The 19,456-nt window shown below is 56.0% G+C and carries 10 protein-coding genes and 2 pseudogenes; 7 read left to right on the top strand and 5 right to left on the bottom strand.

What is annotated here, in order from left to right; genetic code table 11:
* The first annotated feature begins 7 nt into the window (after positions 1–7).
* Genes AC2YI2_RS32445 through AC2YI2_RS32425 form a run of 5 tightly spaced genes read left to right on the top strand, consistent with a single transcriptional unit; the run spans position 8 to position 8,539 of the window.
* Positions 8–1,351, top strand: a complete 1,344-nt coding sequence (locus AC2YI2_RS32445; RefSeq protein ID WP_487390665.1) for a hypothetical protein — start codon at positions 8–10, stop codon at positions 1,349–1,351.
* Positions 1,348–3,864: a DNA/RNA non-specific endonuclease gene (locus AC2YI2_RS32440; protein ID WP_487390664.1), complete on the top strand. Its 2,517-nt coding sequence runs from the start codon at positions 1,348–1,350 to the stop codon at positions 3,862–3,864. The genes AC2YI2_RS32445 and AC2YI2_RS32440 overlap by 4 nt, the downstream gene beginning before the upstream one ends.
* Before the next feature lie 38 nt (positions 3,865–3,902).
* On the top strand, positions 3,903–5,210 hold the full coding sequence (locus AC2YI2_RS32435; RefSeq protein WP_487390663.1) for a metallophosphoesterase family protein: 1,308 nt from the start codon (positions 3,903–3,905) through the stop codon (positions 5,208–5,210).
* A gap of 6 nt (positions 5,211–5,216) precedes the next feature.
* The gene (locus AC2YI2_RS32430; protein WP_487390662.1) at positions 5,217–6,170 is read left to right on the top strand and encodes a trypsin-like serine peptidase; all 954 of its coding nucleotides are present in this window, start codon (positions 5,217–5,219) and stop codon (positions 6,168–6,170) included.
* Positions 6,167–8,539 (top strand): hypothetical protein, encoded by a 2,373-nt coding sequence (locus tag AC2YI2_RS32425; protein ID WP_487390661.1) that lies wholly within the window; start codon positions 6,167–6,169, stop codon positions 8,537–8,539. Before AC2YI2_RS32430 ends, AC2YI2_RS32425 begins: the two co-directional genes overlap by 4 nt.
* A gap of 162 nt (positions 8,540–8,701) precedes the next feature.
* On the opposite strand, the gene AC2YI2_RS32420 is transcribed toward AC2YI2_RS32425, so the two are convergent.
* Positions 8,702–10,633, bottom strand: coding sequence for a glucosaminidase domain-containing protein (locus AC2YI2_RS32420; RefSeq protein ID WP_487390660.1), 1,932 nt, complete (start codon positions 10,631–10,633; stop codon positions 8,702–8,704).
* Positions 10,634–11,144: 511 nt separating this feature from the next.
* Here AC2YI2_RS32420 and AC2YI2_RS32415 point away from each other — a divergent pair.
* Together AC2YI2_RS32415 and AC2YI2_RS32410 are read left to right on the top strand one after the other, a co-directional pair.
* Positions 11,145–11,611: pseudogene (locus tag AC2YI2_RS32415) on the top strand (transcriptional regulator).
* Between the two features lie 35 nt (positions 11,612–11,646).
* A pseudogene (locus AC2YI2_RS32410) lies at positions 11,647–11,974 on the top strand (PHP domain-containing protein); the annotation flags it as partial.
* A 32-nt stretch (positions 11,975–12,006) separates the two neighbouring features.
* Here the strand turns inward: AC2YI2_RS32410 and AC2YI2_RS32405 are convergent.
* The 4 genes from AC2YI2_RS32405 to AC2YI2_RS32390 form a co-directional block, all read right to left on the bottom strand.
* The gene (locus AC2YI2_RS32405; RefSeq protein ID WP_487390659.1) at positions 12,007–14,253 is read right to left on the bottom strand and encodes a hypothetical protein; all 2,247 of its coding nucleotides are present in this window, start codon (positions 14,251–14,253) and stop codon (positions 12,007–12,009) included.
* A 167-nt stretch (positions 14,254–14,420) separates the two neighbouring features.
* Positions 14,421–14,747, bottom strand: a complete 327-nt coding sequence (locus AC2YI2_RS32400; protein ID WP_487390658.1) for a hypothetical protein — start codon at positions 14,745–14,747, stop codon at positions 14,421–14,423.
* On the bottom strand, positions 14,744–15,817 hold the full coding sequence (locus tag AC2YI2_RS32395) for a hypothetical protein (protein ID WP_487390657.1): 1,074 nt from the start codon (positions 15,815–15,817) through the stop codon (positions 14,744–14,746). The genes AC2YI2_RS32400 and AC2YI2_RS32395 overlap by 4 nt, the downstream gene beginning before the upstream one ends.
* Before the next feature lie 7 nt (positions 15,818–15,824).
* Positions 15,825–16,847, bottom strand: coding sequence for a trypsin-like serine peptidase (locus AC2YI2_RS32390; protein WP_487390656.1), 1,023 nt, complete (start codon positions 16,845–16,847; stop codon positions 15,825–15,827).
* Between the last annotated feature and the right edge of the window lie 2,609 nt (positions 16,848–19,456).

Below are 19,456 nucleotides of genomic sequence, written 5' to 3'. Positions count from 1 at the left end.
TCTAATTTTGGCGACGCTCACACCGGATCAGCTGGAGCTTCTCGCCAAAGCGATCGGGGATCGCTTTGATTTCGAAACTTTGGGCTACATTCTGTTCAAGTGTGTCGGCGACAACAAGATCGCGGAAGTGGCCGCTCGCAGCGATCCCGGCCGCGTCATCGCAATGGCTTGCCTCAAGCAGGCGGATTCCGATGGTGTTGAGGTTTCGTTTCTCGCCTTTGTCATTGATGCGCGCAAGGACGACTTACCTCTTCGCGAATTGATCCAAAAGACGGTGCCCGCTGCTGCCAATACCCGACCAACGACCAGGGAAGCGGTCAACACTATCGTCGCCGCGCTTTTCGAGGTCCACGCGTTGTTGGCGACTGAATCTATACACCAAGCCATACTTGTGTCGCGCGCCTCACTGGCCGCGGTGGAAAAGGACGTTGTTGTACTCCAGATCCACAAGACACTTCACGATGATCTTCATAAGCTCCAATTGCGTCGTTACGAGAGCTTGCAGGAAGCTGCTGGTTTCGTTGCAAGCGGTGACAAGACCAAGCTCGGCATGCTTCGCGACTTCCAAGACCGTCTGCAGATCACCCAGCCAAACATGGAAACCACGATCGGGCCATTGCCTGTTGAAGACACGAATCGGCGTGTGCAGGCGCAGTGGATTGGTAAGCTCGGAAGGGCGGCTGACATGTTGCAGGAAGCGCTCGATGATCCTCCCGATGAAGCAAAGGTCAGGATGTCGCTCGGGATCGTACAGCGCATACTCGAGAGCGAGCCTACGCAGATCAACAATGTGATATTCGCAACCGCCCGAGCTCTCCCTTTACCGTCGTTGCTTGAAACGCTGCGCACGATCAGCGCGGCCGCCGGCCCGGCTTCTCCAAATCTTTCGAAGAGTGCCGAACAGGTCCGCGCGGTCCACATGATGCTCATAGCCAAGGTCGCCGAGCATCAGCTTTGGCAGGAAGCAGACGACAACCTTTGGACGCTGGGTCGGGTATTCACGCTGCCGCCGCCGGATGTGCTCAAAGACTTCGTCAAACTGTGGCCGACCGTGCGGTCGCAATATGAGGTGCAATGGCGCGCCGAAAGCGAGCAATTATGGGCCATTCGAGTGCGCGGCTATGCCGAGCGCATAGGTGATGAGCTGAGCGCCTTAGAAAGAAAACTCACAAAAGAGGGTGCGCTGGTGGACGACGACATTGGTCCGTTGCGGGAGACATTCGATAATTTTCGGGCCCAGGTACGGGTTCGCTTCTTCCATGCCGACAAGGAACTAAGGTCGGAATGCACAACATTGGTCGAAATCGGCACTCCGATCCAAATCATTCTTTCGAGCATAGTGAAACGATGAGCGCGATTCTCAAGTCGTTCGAAGCCGTAAAGGCGGCATATGACACCCTTGCTGTGCAGGGCCGCTCGCGTGGCGCAAAGGATACGGTCGAGAATATTCGGTCGTTCATCGAAGACGCAACGGCCGCCGGGGCATTCATTGGAGATCCCAATCAGCGGCGTGCAGCCCAAGACATGCTGGACTACTGGTTCACGCTTCTTCTTACGGAGAGTGAGGACGAGTTGAGTGTAATCTCGCCGCGCCTAGCTGACTTTCGCGACAGCGCTGATCCTGCGGAAAGTGCCGAATCGCATAAAGATGCCAGACCGGAGCCAGCACTCGAACGGAGCAGACAGGTTATCCGTCTTGGCGCGTTGGCGCGCCAGTGGCGGCTCAACAAGGAGGCCAAAGGCTATCTTCTAAAGGGCGCGGCCCTCGATGGGGCAAAGAAATTCGCCGACGATGATAGTGACATAGCGGATCTCGTTGCGGCAAGCGAGCGTGAGCAGCGCACGACTAAGAATTATTGGATAGTAGCGCTTGCGGCCATTGCCGTTGTTTTTGCCGGGCTTGCCGGGATCGCGTTCTTGCAGCGGCAGACGGCGATGACGCAGAAGAATCGTGCCGAGGATGCCTATCGCGAGATGAGGGTGCAGAAAGAGCGCGCCGCCGTCGCAGCCAAACGGGCGCAGGACGAAAAGAATCGCGCCGATGCGGCCGCCAATCTCGCGCGGGAACAACAGAAGAGGGCGGAAGACGAGAAAGCCGAAGCGGACGCACAGCGACGCGCCGCCGAATTCGCCGCCAAGGCGAGCGAGGAAGCGCGTCAGAATGCGGAAAAGCTGTCGGAGCAGGCCAAGGCCGACACCGAGGCCCTGAGCCGGCGTCTTGCCGAATTGCAGAAGCAGCAAACCGTGCTCGATGCAGCGATAGACATCATACGGCAACAACTGCGATCCGCGGAACTCAGGCGCTCCGAGTTGCCGGACGTGATTGCGGATCTCATCAAGCCAGACGAGGTCATCAATATTTTTTCCGACTCGTCGGTCCGGCTGAATGGCTACGATTCCAAGTTCCTCGGAATCGAGATTGCGCCGCCCGCTCTGTCCATGCGCGACAGGTCTGTGGCCTTTGAGGGCGGCCGCCCCCTCAACTATCTGAATTACAGTATCGTGTTGAACCAAGAGCGCCGTATGGCCTTCTACAGCGCGGTCAACCTGGATCGCGCCTCCCTTCGCGTCCTGCCAAACATCCCCCTTCGCTCTCCATCCTTTCAGGCAAGTCCAGATCCGCGCATTCCTCGCAGTATTCAGGTCTCCTTGGACTGGTTCGCCGGCCCCGGCTTCGATATCGGACATCTTGCGTCGCGCTCGGAGATTTCCTGGGGAACCTCGCTTCCGGCAGTTCCGAGCATGGCCGCCCAGATTCGTAACGATGCTGCCAATGTCTATCCGAACATCACGCCGCAATTCGATACATTCAATCGGGGCATTTGGGCGGCACTCGAACGCTGGATCATGACCAAGCATAATCCCGGCGCCCGGCAAGTTACGATCTTCACAGGCCCGGTCTTCGCCAACAGCGATCCCAACATGGGCGGGGGGCGGGTTCCCCGTGCCCTCTGGAAAGTGGCCGTCTCCGCCGTTCCGGATTATTCAGAGAGCATGGGCGGCCGCCACTATGTCGTGGATGCATTTCTCATTTCCCAGTTCAGGGATGGGACAAACCAGAGGATTCCTCTGCTGCGCGACTTCGAGCCGGACGTCCATCGGATTCCTGTTACGGAAATCGAACGTCTGACCGGTTTGCGTTTCGACGAACTCATTCGTTCAACTGACCTGTCGAGGCATCCGACCGCCGTCGAGACGGTTGGCGATGCACTGGCCAAGATCGTAAGGCTCCTGAATGATTCCGATATCTCCAAGCGCAAAGCGGCCACTCAGGAGCTGAGCACCGCCCTGCGGGATGACGATATAGATCGGCCCGAGCAGCGAAAGGTTATCGCCGCACTCCTCGAAATGGCGCAGGGCACGTCAATGGGTGCGTTGAGCACTTCGGGCCGACTGAACCTGATCTATGTTCTTTTGCAGGTGCCGGCCACCACGTGGAACGACCGCGAAACTATCGAGCTAAAGGCGAAAGCACGTGCCGTTGTCGCCGGGCTCGAATTGCTTGTGGCAGCGGGCGAAACCCAAATAGGTCCGCAGACACGGCAACAGCTTGATCTGTTCGAGGCCAACATTGATTACGGCAAGAAATCGACCCAGACCGTCTATCTGCAGTTCGCCGGACTGACGCGCGACGAGGCGAGCGAAATCAGCAGTCGAATGAGAATGCTGGGTTGGAACATCCCCGGCGAAGAACGGGTCAAAGAATCGGTGAACGAGGTTCGCTTCAATCCTGGCATCGCCGCCGACAAGGCTGCCGCGGAACTGCTGGCGGCCGATCTGCGGGCAATGGGCCGGACGACCGTCGCGGCCGTGGGGAACGAAGTGATCCGCGCAGGCAAGCTGGAGATTTGGCTCGGCGAGTAGCTGCGACGGACGAGAATTCGGCAAGGGAGGAGAAGCAAATGGTGGAAAAGGGATCTGTGCCGGTTGTTGTCACGGTGCGCGAGGTGGAGAAGATATTCGCCAGCACGGAAGCGATGGGTAACCTGACCGAAGCCGCGCGTGGGGCTTCCAACGTAGAGCAGGCGAAAATCATGGCGACCGTCGGCAACATGCTAACGCAACTGCGCCGCGCCGAAGCCAAGGCCGGGGCCGCCGTGCTGACGACGCCGCACCACGGCGCGTCGACGCGATTGCAGAGCCTTATCGCCTCCGGTGAAGCGGCAAATCTCAGCTACAAGCCGCTTGCAAGCGGAGGTCTCGAAGCCATGTTCGATACCGGCGACTGGTTCGGCTGGGCAAAGGTCGTCTGGGAAAAGCTCAAGAACCCGGTCAGGCACAAGCTGATTCGGCCGGCGAAGGCTTTGGCCGAGCCGTTTCCGGACGAGGGCCGCGTCGCCCTACTCGGCGATTGGGGTACTGGGCTCTACGGCGCCCCCGAGATTGCCAGGGCGGTGGCCGCCGATCCGGACGGATTCGCGCTGCTGCTGCATCTCGGCGATGTGTATTACTCGGGAACCAAGCAGGAGGTGAAGGAGCGCTTTCTCGACGGCTGGCCGAAGCTGGCGGGAACTCCAAGTCGTGCTCTCAACTCGAACCACGAAATGTATTCCGGCGGATATGCCTATTTCGATGAAACGCTGCCGGCCTTCGGCCAGGAGGCCAGCTACTTCGCGTTCGAGAACAAGCACTGGACGCTGATTGGCCTCGACGTCGCCTACAAGGACCACGCCATCGACGACGAACAGGTGGACTGGATCGTCCGGATATTGAAGCAGGCCGGCGACCGCCGGGTCATATTCTTCTCGCATCATCAGCTCTACTCGCCCTTCGACGGTTTGGGCGACAAGCTACTCGGACATACGGGCTTCCGCCGGATCCTCGACAGCAAGCGGATCTTCGCCTGGTATTGGGGACACGAACATCGCTGCGTCGTGTTCCATGAGCCCGACCCGAAATTCGGTATCCTGGGCCGCTGCATCGGCCATAGCGGCATGCCGCAGAGCCGGGCGGAGACCAGCGGTGTCGCGCGTGCGCCAGGCGACATGTGGGCGCGCGCCGATTGGCGGCAGACGACTCGGGTGAGCAAAGGCGGCCTGCTCTTGCCCCCGGCTTCGGTGCTGGAAGGCGAAAACCCGTTCATCACCGGCGAAGAAAAGCTGTTCCTGCCGCATGGCTACGCCGTCCTTTCGTTCGACGGGTCCAGCCTCACCGAGGAGGTTCGTGACGCACGCGGTAAGATCATCTACGAGAAGCAACTGGCGGAGTGAGCGGCGATGGACAAGCTGGAACTGCTGCGCCTGCGTGCGCAACGTGCCCTTGGGGAAAACAAGATCGACGAAGCTGTTGCTAAGGTAAGGGCCATTATTGGCCCCGCGGATATACCCAACAGCGAGGAAAAGGCCCAGGCCGCATTCGACAAGTTGCGCAACGGTGAAACGCCAGAAGCGGATGAATTGGCCGCGCTCGAAATCGTGATCCGGCTGCTGCGACCAGTCGTCTACACACGCAATGGCGGCAAGCTGGACGACTTGCCGTCGGACGATGGTCATAATCTCTATCCTGACGAATTAAAGGAGCTTTGGAGCTCTTTTCGTGGCCGCGCCGAAAAGGCGATGGCGTCCGTCGGCCGCGTCGAGAGAAACAAGCGGCATGTCGGAACAGGATTTCTCGTCACCGGAGGATTGCTGGCGACCAACCGGCACGTCCTGGCCCAGATGACCTACGGCTCGGAGGTCATTGCGCCAGGTCAGAGCCGTGTCGTCTTCAAAGCCGAACAGGGCGAGACGAACCCCGCCGACACGATCGTGACGATCGAAAGCGTCGAGGCAATCCACCCGCATCTCGACATCGTCCTACTCAAGCTCGGCAAACATGAGCGCGCACCGCTAAAATTCGAGAATGACCGACTGGCGGAGGGATCGCGCATCGTGGTGATCGGCTACCCCGGGGAGGACAAGGAGAACAATCCGCTGTTCCTGACCTCGGTGTTCGGTGGGGGCTTTGGCGTTCGTCGCGCCGCGCTCGGCGAGATCCTCGACGGCAGCCTGTCACCGGCGCTATTCCACGACTGTTCTACGACGCGTGGCAATTCCGGCTCTCCTATCTTCTCGCTCGAATCGGGAAAGGTCGCCGGCATCCATCGGGCCGGCTTCTTCATGTACCGCAACGAGGCAATCGATGTGACGGCGCTCAGCGTTTTCGCTAAAATAGGGCTGAAACGACAATGACGGTTCGCGCACTCATCATAGCAATTGAGGACTATCCGAACGTCGCTGCGGGGGGGCTGGCGACGAAGCTTGATGGAACTATACAGGCCGGGCTGGCTTTCAGGGACTGGCTGACGGAAAAGTGGAAGCGTGAGAACGTCAACCCTGCTGACCAGCATCTCATACTCTGCACCGAACCGCGTCAGCAGAACGGGCTTGGAGCCACCGCCGCGGACATCAAGCAGGCTCTGCTAGAACTGGAGGAGAAGGGTGCCGCGCAGACCGACGAACTCTACGTCTATCTCAGCGGCCACGGGTTCACGCTCGTCGGTGCCGCCGGCGACAAGACGAGCGTGCTGATCGGGTCAGACTTCAAGAGTCCGAAGCTTTCGGGAGACGCGTGTCTTTCCGTCGGCTACCTGATGCGATGGCTGAGCGCGCATCTTGGTCCGGGGCGCCAGTCCTATTTCGTCAATCTTTGCCGCAACACACTGGACGTTACGACCATCGCGGCGGGCGGGCCGTTTCTGCCCTTTAGTCCCACCATCAACGGTGAAGGCTCGACTTTCGTGATCTACGCTGCAGCGGCGGGCGACGTCACGCAGGTCAACAGCAAATTCAACCAGTATCTCATCGACGGGCTGAAGGGGCGGGGTCGCGCCAAGGTCTGGGACGAAAACGGCATTGACATGATGCGCGTGCGCTATTCTTCCCTGAAGCAGCATTTGGCCCAACGGTTAGGCCGGCCGGTGGAGGGGAGCGCGCAGGGCCTCGACACGGACATGGACTACGACATGTTCGCCCCACCTCCCCGAAATGAATGCACGATCCTCATTGTCGGCGAGGACAATGTGGAAGGCGCCATCGAATTCATGTCGAATAGAGACGACCAGCCGACTATTAAACCAGTTGTCGGAAAAAAAACTGTTCTCCCATTGATGCCGGACCTTTATCGCTTTTCGATCAAAACGAAGTCCGGCTCGGTCGAACCGGCGGTGAGCGCAGTGATTGATCTATACGATGAGGCTACAGTGACTTTCACTGTCAAGCCCAACAAGATCACGTCGATGGGCGGGCTCGAAGGGTTTGCAATAGATGGCGACGAAACAGATGATCAAGAATCTGACGGATTGGAGGCGGATGAACGGACGCCGAGCTCGACATCGCTCCGCGAATACCTCAAGGCACCGCAAAAAGTGGTGTTGCGCCTTGTTATTCCCGCTGGATGTGAATTGGATCTCACAAACGGGTCACCGCCGCGGAAAACAACAACTTACACAGTTTCCGGAGCGGTTGAGATCAAGGCCGACTCCTATTCAGCGGTCCTTCGCCAGGGCGACGTTGAGATCAACCGACAGGATCTCGATTTGAAAGTTGGAGAGAGACGCGAAATTGCCTTAGGCAGGTGGCAAAACAGCAGCACCCATGCGGATATAGCCAAGGCGCTGCAATCCGACTCCGATGAAGTGTGGTTTTCGGAAACGCTTGGCGGACCGGTCGTCGATATAGGTCTCGATCTTTGGTTGGCATTGGCCGGCGCTGGCCGCATCTTACTCGGAGGTGACTATGGAGGATATGAGAAGCTAGCGCGCCTTCCACTAGTTGACTTTCGAAATCTGCGGCCTGATGTGTCGCCGATTTACGTGCTGGCTGGATCTTTGGCTGAGTTGCCTCCCATCGAGCTCGCGGTCTCGAAAGGTGCATTCGTCAAATGGCAAACCGCAAGTCCGCCTCGCGAAATCCGGGGAGTTAGGGAAGCCTATTTCGACGTACCTAGCGGCTCACACCTGCTCTCTTTCCGCGTGGGAGATAGACCCGCTTACACCGTCGCCACTTGCGCCAGCCCTAATCGCGCAACGCTGGTAACAATCGTTTTAGATGCGCAGGGCGAACTGGTGGTTTCGCAATTCATGCTGCCAATCGGCACCCTTGCTTCACGCCTCGCTGAGTACCCGCTTATTATGAATCGTTGGCAGACAAACGCGCCTCTAAGTGATGTGCAGTTTCTTGTCCGTGCGATGCGGAAGTTCCGAGACCGACGTAGAATTTTCAACCACGAAGCGCAGACGACATTTAGGGAATTACTTTACGCTAATTGGATTGATCCCATAACCTCTGCGCTGTTTTCGTACGAAATGCTCCGTCGAGGGGAGAAGGAGGTGCTAGCTGAGGTCATCGCGAACATGAAGCAATATTTCGAAACCTTGCCTGATAGCACTGCTCTAGAATTGTTGTACCTTAAGCGCGCCGGGAAAGCAGTGGCAGGAACCCCTTTGTTCTTAGACGGGCTGAGAGCCTACGATGATTATGCCGAAAGCTTACCATTGCCCGCTACGCATCTTGATTTTTCAAGTCCGTGGACCGCGTGGTGGGGCGCAGTCAAACCATGAGCCGCTGGAACTGTTTGAAGGCGATGCAGGCAAACGCGAGTTTTCACTTGCCTGAGGACGACACCAAAGGGGTTCCTCGATCTAGCAAACAAGGATCAGGTTCAATGATCGGAATCCAGAAGGGCCATGAATTCACGACCCAAAACCCGCGCAGTATGCCACCTATCTGTTTAAGTTGCTGCCCTCCCGATGCTCCTGCACACGCGACTGAGAAATCTTTGATCCGAAATAATGTGTTAACAAGCCGATACCCAATGCCACCACCGATCCCCCAAAGCCAGGAACGAGGCTTCCGGCGATTGAAGCAATGACTTCAAAAACGGACTGAAGTCCCGGGGTGCCGTGTAAATTGGCCGCCAGCATATCGAATACTGTCCTGACAGGTTGCGACGACCCGACTGTTGCTTGACCGGCCAACAAGGGTTGGAGCTTTTCTATGACTGAGGGTAGACTTTCTGAGTTGATCGTCTTAAGGGCTTCTGCAACCAAAGGTGTTTCCCGCTTCAACTCGGCCAATGCGATGGCGGACTCGGGCGAAAGCGGATTTGCAACGTAGCTTTGAACTTGTGCAACGAAGGTCTCAAGCGCGGGAACAGGTGTCGTATTTGTACCATTCGCGGTCACGACCGTACTATTTCCAATACCAAGTGCGCCTAGGATGCCAGTCGCCCATCCAACCAGCTTCGTGCGACGGGCTTCAATAACTGTTGTCGACCCTTCCTTAAGAAGGTCCGCTTCTGTGGCATTCACACGATCTCTATCGAGTGGCCTCGGAGGAGCCTTGTTCAGAAGTTCCATCAACGCGGCGTCTGCCTCACCCGTCATTGGCAAAGAGTTATCAGCCTGAAAAGCCGCAACGGCCGCTCTGGTTAGACTGCCATATGCGCCATCAATTGCACCGACACTGTAGCCGGCCGTTTTGAGCATTTGCTGCAAGGCACGGACCGTTTCGCCCTTTTCGCCGAACCGAAGCGTCATCGATTTTACTCCCACTGAAGACGTGGAGTGCCCATCCACCGCCATTGTTGGCATGGGTGTTTCTTTGTCATAAACGCCGAGTTCGTATTGTTTGACTAGGCTAATAAGCTTCCGACCATATTCTGGATCGGTGGCATAAACGCCGGTTAAGGCGTTGGCGAAGGCTGTCGGATCATTCTTAACCGCCATCGCCTTTTTATAGTATGGCGACGTTGCTAGTAGGCGACCGTGGTGAGAAAATGCTTCGTCGAAATTCGCGAACTTTCGAAAACGCGCTCCGGTTACGATTTTCTTGCCTTTTTCGACTTCCCAAGTTTGTGCAGAAACAAAAGGTTCTCCGTCTTTGGCTTTAATGCCAAAGGGGTTGTTAGAACCTGGGGGCATGCGCTTACCGCCAGCACTTTCAAGAATGAATTGGGCCAGCGTCACTGAGGCAGGAACTCCCCAAATCCGGTCGGAGGCTTGCGCGGCAGTTATCACTGCAGACGTTAGGCCAACCTTCGGCTGCTCAATGACCTGATCTTCAGCGGGCGACGACGTGCTCCCAAATGTTTCTTCATCCGGATCATCAGATGTTGTAGCCTGTGCGATTGCGGGGCGTCTCGCAATCTCCGTCGGCGGAGGTGGCGCATCCTCGCTACCCGTCCAGCCTGCGATTACAGCGGCAAGGTTCTCAGCCCAATCTTCATCGCCGAGCGATGGATAATCCCCTCTACGCAACTTCTCGATGGAAGTGCCGCTATACTGGAGGTGTGGAAGTTCCCAACTCAACGGTTCAAGATTGTTGGCGCGTGCTATCGCATGGAGTCGCTCCCACCATTTGCTGTATTTGCCCTTCGAAGCCCAACTCCAGGTTCCGTCGATCCGGAGAACGAAATCTACGGCCAAGCCATACTGATGGTACGATGTCCACGGGCGAGCCTTTGTGACAATGTCTCCAGGCGTTGTTCGACCCTGGGCGTAAAGCATCTTTTGCCGCTCCGGGGTCCTGAAAGCTTCGAAAACTTCAAATTGCAGGTTTTCGTCTTTTAGCTGCTCTATGACGCGCTTAACGGCCTCACGAACGATTGGATGAAGTGTACTCAAATCACTACGGCGTGCAGCATCCGAAGACATGATTACCCCCATTCTAGAAAATTGCAGGTCTGGCATATTCCCCTTAGGGTTGATGATATCGAAATTTTTCCACAAAGCGAGTCGAAATTTGAAATTGACTGTAATTTCTCGAAGCTAACGTTCTAGACGAGCGTGATACGCAGCATTGATAGAGTATCGCATGAGTTCGCGTCTCTCCATCCAAATCGACCTAGCAGAATGTAAAACTAAGGCGACTTGGCGAATTCGGATTCGATGTTTTGCACTGACGTCAAGCGATTCAAGAAACTTTGTGTGCTTCATTCAACAGGGTGTGAATTCAAATTGCATCGATTTGGGCGAAGCGGGCGAAAAACCGATTGGAATAAGTATCGGGATTGTACTCGCTCTGCAGGGCAAATTCCATACCGACGTTGAATGACCGGCCCACCACAGGCAGTCGTTGAGCTTCCGTGGCGGAATGCTCCGGCATAATAGTTCGTAAATCGACGCGAATACTTCTGGCTAAACCATAGTTGTGCAATCGCCAGTGATGGCTCTTACTCAATTTCGACAACCGGCAGGACTAGCTGTGCCATATAATGGGCCCAATGCGATCGACATACACGTCGGCGCGCGAATTCGAATCCAACGACGCGCTATGCTTGGGCCCTCGGAGGAAAAGTTGGCCACCGGCCTAGGGCTAACCTTCCAGCAAGTCCAGAAGTGCGAAAAGGCGGTGAAGCGGGTTGGCGCGAGCCGTTTTCAGCCATCCTGAACGTGCCGATAAGCTATTTTTCTGCTGACGAGAGCAGCCCATTACTGGCTAAACCCAATCTCGAAGGCGAGGTCGACGTCATCACCGCGTTTCTCAGCAGCCAACTGAGTCTAGAACTTAACAAGGCAGTCGGGAGGCTCGATAACGAAAAGGTCCGGCGTAGAGTTGTCCGGTTGGTCAAGTCTATTGCCCGGACCGAGGACATCCCCTCCGGCGGCGATGATGTTCTCAGCCATCTTTGATTGCCGCTGCTCATGCTGTGGCTTCAAACTTTTGGATCGTTCGGGTGCTTGAGGCATCGCGGTCACTGGCCCACGCCTCGTGGTCGGCTGCCGTATCGATCTCGCCGGTGGCATGTAGGTCTGATCTATCCGGCGCATCATGCGGTTAATTCCAGGCTCACAAGGCTGCTAACTTTAGGCAAGAGCCGTCGTGGCAAGGCCGACTGCATCCTGCATCTGTACGATGTCGTGGAATATTCCGACGGCCTTCTCGGCAGCCTCGTTCCCGACCTGCCCGACGACACCTGCGCTCTTCAACTTCGCAAGATGGCCGAGATCTTTGGAGACCGTGCCGATGTCTCACTCTCGCTTCGCCGTCGCCCGCCATGAGGGGTCTTTGGTTCTCGACCCGCACTCTATTTGGCATGGCGTACCGCACGCTCCAACGTCCAGTCGACCTCTTCGCGCATCAACTCGACGACTCGCCCTGCATCTGCTTCGTACACCGCCTTCGCCAGGTAATTGGCCAGTTCGTGTGGTGAGGAAGCTCGCAAGCCGAATCGGCGAGCGATGCTAGCAGCGTTTTGTGGATTTTCGATCAAACTCGGAAAAGCTTCGCCAGCTTCGATAAGCCTTGCAAGTGTGCGAAACAGCGGACGTGGCACCGGATTGAGACCTTTCGTATCGGAAAGTTCGGCCACGACCTCTCTTGATTCAACAGCCCTTCGCGACAACTGGTCTAAGACAGGTTCGATAAGATCAATCGCATCCTTGATCTCATTGGCACGCGAGCGTTCATAGCCTGAAAAATGCCTGGTTTCATCAAGTTTGCGAGCAGTGCGAATAGCGCCCACTCGTGCAGCAATTGCGATATGAATCGAGTCCTCGTCGTCTATGGGCGCGGTTTCCACAGCCGTGCGCCACCTGTCGAAAGCCTCCGCCAAGCGGCCAAGACCCTCGAGCACTCCTGCCGCTATATTTGCTACGGCGGCAACTACAGATAACGGAGCGTTCGGCGCGCGGTTCAATTCCTCGACGTCGTGAAGGAGTTTATCTATTTGGCCGGTTGCCAGCAGAGCTTCGGCGTAGAGATCTGCTAATGGCCCGCTCATTTTGTCCACCCCGTATCGCATGAGCGTCGACATCGGATCTGCTCCATCCGCGACATTCTGTAGCTCGCGGCTGACGATGTCGCGCAACTCGCGGTCGGCGTTGCTGAGGTCGAAATTGGCTGGCGCCAACGCAGTTAACGATGCGGTGCCCAACCGCCGGCGCACATAGGCCTGGGATTGCGGCGGCAGTTCCGCCAATGCATTTCGTAGGGAAGGCCCGGCCGCGTCCGTCCAGCGATTGTCCAGTTCCGCCTGAGACTGCCCTAAACGCAAGCGATGATAGAGTTCCTCGATCCGGGAAATGTTGTCCTTCCGATCCGAATAGTAGTGGATCGCCCGCATGTTAATTTCGTGAGCGATCTGATCGTTCACAGTGAGATCGAGGTCAGGAAGCATTAATGCGCGAACATCTAACCGATGCCACAGTGCGGTAGGATCGGGATCGTTGCGATCGGTTGTAAAGAGCTGTCCTTCGGTTCGCCCCTCGTAGAGCAAATCGAGCGCGCTGTTTGAGGATAGCGAAAGTCCGCATGGGTCCGCGAGTACCCTTTCGATCACGTCTTGCGACAATCGTCTAACCAGCAGGCCCGGCCGCGCAATCTTGACGAGATCTGGATTACGGATGCGCTTCAGAATGCGATCATAAAGATTGGCCTGGATCCGTTCAGGGTCATCGCGCAGGCTGTTCGCCCAGTCCCGAGGATTGAACGCGTCCAAGTCCTTTTCCATGAGCGACACGGCAAGGCGCAGAGCCAGCGGCGAGCGCCCAACCGTGTCGATTGCACGGTTGATAATCTTCTCGCTAATGTTGACCCCACTGCGCGCTGCTTCGTTTGAAAGGTAAGTCTTGGCTTCCTCGTTTGTGAACTGTTCAAGATCGATGTGGGGATCGCGGACCCAGTGCCCAATCCCGCCGCCAGCGAAGCTGCGCGAGATGCAGATCGTGAAGGGTTCGGCACCTCCCGCTCTTAGCGTTTCACTAATGTGACTGACAGCGAGCACAGCTTCGTCGTCGAAGCCGAGGACTTGCTCCATACTGTCGAAAATCAGTACAACTCGGGCAGGTCTGCGTTTGAAAAAACTGAATGGACGCGATCGGTCGAATAATCTCCCGAGTTCAATCATTAAGTTACCCCGCGCCGAGCGCTGGCTGCTCGAGCGAGATTGCGAGATCGATTCTGAGCCAAATAATTGACTGCTGCTAACCGCCTGTCTCTGAAGAAGGCGTTGTACTTGCTGCGGCGGCAGCCATCTCGTAGCTTGGCTTAGTATCTCGCTCATGAGCGTCCCGAGGCTCGATGAGCGCCCGCGCCCGCTCGACAGCAAGTCGCGGCGGTCAAAATCCAGATGAAATACTGCGGCAGGACGTTCGGTACGATCATTTTCGAGCAGATTAGCGATGAAGCGGCTGACGAGTAGCGATTTGCCCATGCCGCCGGGGCCGGAAATGGCTACTCTGGACGAGTGAACATCCCAATAGAAACGCAGCTCCGAAAGATTGTGCTCGCGTCCGACGAAGCGATGGAGATCGGGGCCACCAAGAGCGAGCATGAGGTCCAGCTGCCGGATCCGTCCTTCCAGTAGCCTCGACGGCATTCGCGGAGAGATCCCAGCAGCTTCCGCGCACTCTGTGGCGACCCGTAGGGCATTTAAGAGATCGCGGTCATTCATGTCAGTAGCTGGTGAATCTCCAGCAAGAAGTGCTCCCAGAAACCGCTCTACCTGTGTGAGTTCCTTTGGCGAAACCGCACCGAACCCTGTCTTGCGGCCTTAACGCCGAGGTCCTTCAGCACCTTCATGCGCACATCGGTTGGAAGTCTGAGAGCGTCCCGGCCATCACTTCCTAATGCGGGTTTGGCGACATCTTGGATAGCCATCGATGTGTTCATTGCCTCGGCCTGCAAGGAGGCGTCGGCATCGCCATGACCTTCTAACCACTGGGCAAGTAAATCGCCTGTCCTAAAGCGTTCGCGAACGGCGGCCGCAGCCCAAATCTCTCGCGTGGAGCTTCTTTTGTCGAAGAAGGTTAGGTCGAGGCCGGTCATGCTCGTACCTCAACCCGTAGTTCGACAAGTTTGGCGCATACCGCCTTGCACCGTTCGCTGCCGCTATGCTTCCGGCTAAGCGTGCGTATCATCATTATGCGTCGTTCGAGATCGGAGGGGGTTAGCGGTGCCGCGCCTAACGCGTTCAGGCCCTGGGCAGCCTCTTCTATCTCTTGATCCGTAAACGGCCCGAGCGGTTCACTGAGTCCAATGCGGCCGAAATCCACGGGTTCGGCAACCGCATCAGGACCGAGCAGAAATATCACGCACCGATCAAACTCCTCCTCAAGGCGCGCCTGCGTTAGCAGTGCCACGAAACGCTTTACTTCTGGCTTCAATTCGCGGTCGAGGCTGTCAAAAACCAACCACAAGGGAACATCCCAGGTCCGGGACGCTCGGCTTAGGCAGCCGGCGAATTCCTCGGCATAACGGGCAGCCAAAGTGTCCGAAGTCACACCATCGGAGGTGGGATGCTGGGCGTCTATAATGCCTAATGCTCTGACGAGCGTGTCAAAGAGCACCGACAGGGTTTGATTAGACAGCGTCGCGCTGATCAGATCGACCTTGTGCGCTTTCGCCACTCCGGAATCCGCAACATGCTTGATCAAATACCATGAATAGGTTCTACCGTAACCGCGTTCGCCGTGCACTTTGACCGCTTTCACCTGTGTCCATCGTCTGCTGGCGTCCTCGACGGCATCCTGTAGATGTTGTCGCAATGCGCTGCGATTGATAATGGGCATGCCGCAGGCTAGTCGCGTGTCGGTTGGTCGGCCGGCCGCGATTACTCTCGCCTCGATTTCTAGCAGCCGGCGTGCTGTTGCCTCGATTACAGGCCTTTCATCGCTATTGCCAATTTTTGAGGCCAGTTTCTGAAGCAACTGTGGCAGGCCCTTTCCGTCACGCTTTGTCCAGCCGATAAAGTCTGCCGCGATCGACATGATAGGTAACGTGATCGCCGAAAACTCCTGGAGCGACGGGCCGTCGTTGAGGATCAGAAAATCGCTGAAATCCTTTTGCTGAAAGCGGCATATAACGGTAACCAATGCGTCACGCTCGGTCGGGTACAATGGCATATCAGATCACCACCCCTTTCAGGCGGGCGTCGACCATGATGGCCCCCATAGGAATACCCTGATTATAGGTCAGACCAGGGCCAGGTCCACCATTGTGGCCAGCATGATGGATTCCCACTAGCTTCAAGGCAGCATCGAAAACGGGAGCCCCGGATGATCCTGGCTCGGTGTTGACGCTATGGCGGAATCGGGTCACTCCGACATCCAATATGGATCCTAGGTCGACCTTCATCGGTTTGCCACCTGGATGCTGGAGAATGAGAACACCCGCATTGGGCGTCGCCTGCGGGGTGGCGGAAACATCTACATGACCTCGCCGCTCGCCCCCAGGCGCCACGGGCTCCTCGGCGAATGGGCGATCGAGTTGCAGGATCGCATAGTCAAGGGCGCCTGGATCGCTTGCCATTGCACCAACAACAATATCTTGCAATGCATGCGGGCTGGAAGCGAGCAGCCTTATTGCGGCGACGTTGATCGCCGGCGTGGTATAGCCGGTGCCGTTGGTTTTGAAATCGAAGCGGCAGATTGCCGAAGTGGACAGCTTGCCGCCGGCGTCAATCTGGCTCGCGACCACATGACGGTTTGTGATGACTAGGTCCGGCGCGATCAACGTGCCGGTTCCTATCGCGGCGCCCGTCTCGATCTGACATGTCGCGGCTTCAATAGCAGCCAGACGTGCCCTGAACTGATCGACGTCTTGATACGGAGATACGGCGTTGCGGATGAGAACTTCCAGGTCCGCCGTGGCCACAGTGGTGAAGCCGAGACTGTCTGCGGCCAAAGAGAATTCGGGCACGCTGGGCCGCGCATCGCGAAGCACGGCGACAAGCCTTTCCGTTTCATTTAGGAAGTCGAAGTATTCGTGCACCTCGATTACCTGCGACACCCATCTCAGGTTCACGTTGGTGAACTCAGTATAGGAGATTCCAAGCCTCATCAGAAGCAGTGGTGCCAGGGATTCCTTGTTGAAGCTGTCCTGCATAGCCTGCAGGAAAACGCCCAGAATAGGGTGCTTGAGCCTCATCGTCTGGCCTCTATAGATCGCGAAGTCGCAGTGCTGACAAGTGTCAACAGCCTTGTTGCAGAAATTTGAAGTTTATCCAACAATCACAATTAGCGCCCTTGTCCGGCATGTCCCCGTCTGCTTACAGCCGACTGAACACGGTGGACCACAATTGCATATAGTGCGAATATTGCAAGTATAGGTCGCAGAATATTTCTCATATCGGAAATTGTCCTGAAACCACAAATGGGGTGTGGCGGCTCATCGCAATCCTCGCCTACTTAAGCCCACCTCTACTGAGTTTTGCTTTCCTGCCATTCGTCGCTGAACTATTTTGCCGCGGCAATGTACATATCAATCGCTTCCATTATGAGCGCCTTGCTATGAAGGCCGGTCTCGGCCTAGAGCATATCCAGCTCTCGGTATAGATAGGGCGAAGATTTGCCCCTACGAACGTCGCACTACGGCCCTCTGCCAGTTGTGAATCCTCGGCGAGGGAAGGTGGGTTTACGACACCGCATGGTCGTGGCGACGAGTTTGCGCATGGCTCGGCGGGAGCCCGGATTCGAGGGATCGGGCACCGATGGGAGTGAAGCCGCGGGACATCTACATTCCCGACCTGCATATCGATACGCTGAAGGTGAAGAGCCGGAATTTTCATTAGCCTCCATGAGAATTCCGCTACCGCCGAACCAGGAAGAACACCGAGACCTCCCAGTGAGCTGAGGATATGATGCGTCCGCACCATCGCAGCTGTCCGAGGGCGCAGCCGACGACGGACGCACATTCGTTCAAGATGCGAAGGTTCCATAGGCCCCATAGATGGTAGAAACACAGCCATTTTCGCAACAGAACCAGGAGAGAAGATGCTTTCAGGGGTCCGTTTGCTGGTGAGCCGGGGATGCGAAGCATGGGAAAGCGAGAAGTAGGCGGCGGTAGCGCATGAGGTAATGCGGAATCAGCCGATGTCGAGCCGGTAATGACAATCGAAGCTGTCGCGATGATCGACCTTGGAACAACGTGCTGCCGCCGAACCAGGACGAACACTTGTCATCCCAGTGAGCCGAGGGCGCAAGGCATCCAAACGGTCGCAGTTGCAAGGAGCCGTAGCCTACACAGCAAGTGTAGATCGTGAGGCAATGCGAGTGCGCCCGACGGTGAACCAGCGATGATACCAATTCTCCCTTCTGCATCACTGAGCCAGGATAAAGCCGTTTGGCTCAAACCAAGAAAAAGACTGAGACCCTCTCCTGGTGAGCCGAGGATGCGGAGCAGCCAATGGCGAACCAGAGAAGGGAACATCGATCAGCACATTGGTACGAAAGACCGTTTTCCGGAGACGAGGAATGAACCCCAAGTCGATTGGATGGATTTGATTGCGTGCAGCGTCTGGGTCTACAGAGAGGATCCCGTTGCTCCGCCGAACCAGGGAAAGGAGCCCCTTCGCCTCGAACCAGAAAAAAGAATTCTGTCGGCCGAAGCAGGAAGATGGATGAGCTCCGTTACCAAACCCGCTGTCGCATGCGAGGCGGCGCAGCCGACGCAGTTAATGCGACAGCGGGTTTGGTAATGGCAGGGGACTGCAGTTCCTCACCGACGCCAGACGCGTTACAACGGTGAGCGGAGTTATTAACGCACACACCCGATCTTTCGCCGAGACGATCGTCCAATCGTGACGAGCAGCACTGTGCTGCGCCGAACCAGTGAACTGAACTGCTCGCGCTTGAACCAAGGAGGTAAACTCCACCACCTCCTAGGAAAGCTAGTTCAGCCCCGTTGCTCACGCATCGTAGCATAGCGTAGAGGGCGCAGCTCTCTACGCTATGCGAAAGCGGAGTGAGGATATCGGGGTGAAGTATGCGGCCGCAGACATAATAAAGATGATGATATAGAGGAAATAAACGGGCATTTTCTCCATAATATTATGTCAATAAATCGAAACTCATTATCTGAAGCCATTTTGAAATATATAGTCCAAAGGATTATATAACGGGATTATCGCAACGATGTGATATTGATTATCTTAATAATAAGCCAGGGCAAGGCCCTTGCTACGCTGAACCAGGGGAACGAACGCTTCTCTCTTGGAACATGGGGAAGAATGCCTCCGGCCTTGAACCAGGAGGCTGAACAAGCCCCGTGATCGCGAAGCGGCAGCATGCCGAGACGGCGTAGCCGGCGACAGCAATGCTGAAGCTGAGTGATCTATAGGGGCGAAGTGATAGTCCGGTAAAAGACAATGAAGATAATATTATATAGAAAATGAAATTAGATAATGGGTTTCACATTAACTTCATAATATTATCTCGATAATGAACCAAGTTAAATGGACTAACATTAATTATATAATGTGATCCTAATAATCATTAGATTATTATCTTCATAATGAGGAGATTTCCTCCCTCGATCTCTGGGTGAAATACCTTGGTATTTTACCATACCTCTATCCTCCCTTCTTCTTCTATATATAATATATATAGCGAGCTAGAAAGGTGTAGGCAGGGGTGGCTGCGTGATAGGGATGTGCATCCCTACTTTCAAAAATTGCCTTTGTAAAGGGGGGTCATGGAAAAAGGTTAGGGGGCTAAAAGAATACTGCCACCAAACCGTTACGGGCTTATGATCGAGCC

The sequence above is a fragment of the Rhizobium sp. SRI_017 genome (genome assembly GCF_057586295.1).
This window is presented reverse-complemented; position numbering and strand designations above follow the sequence as displayed.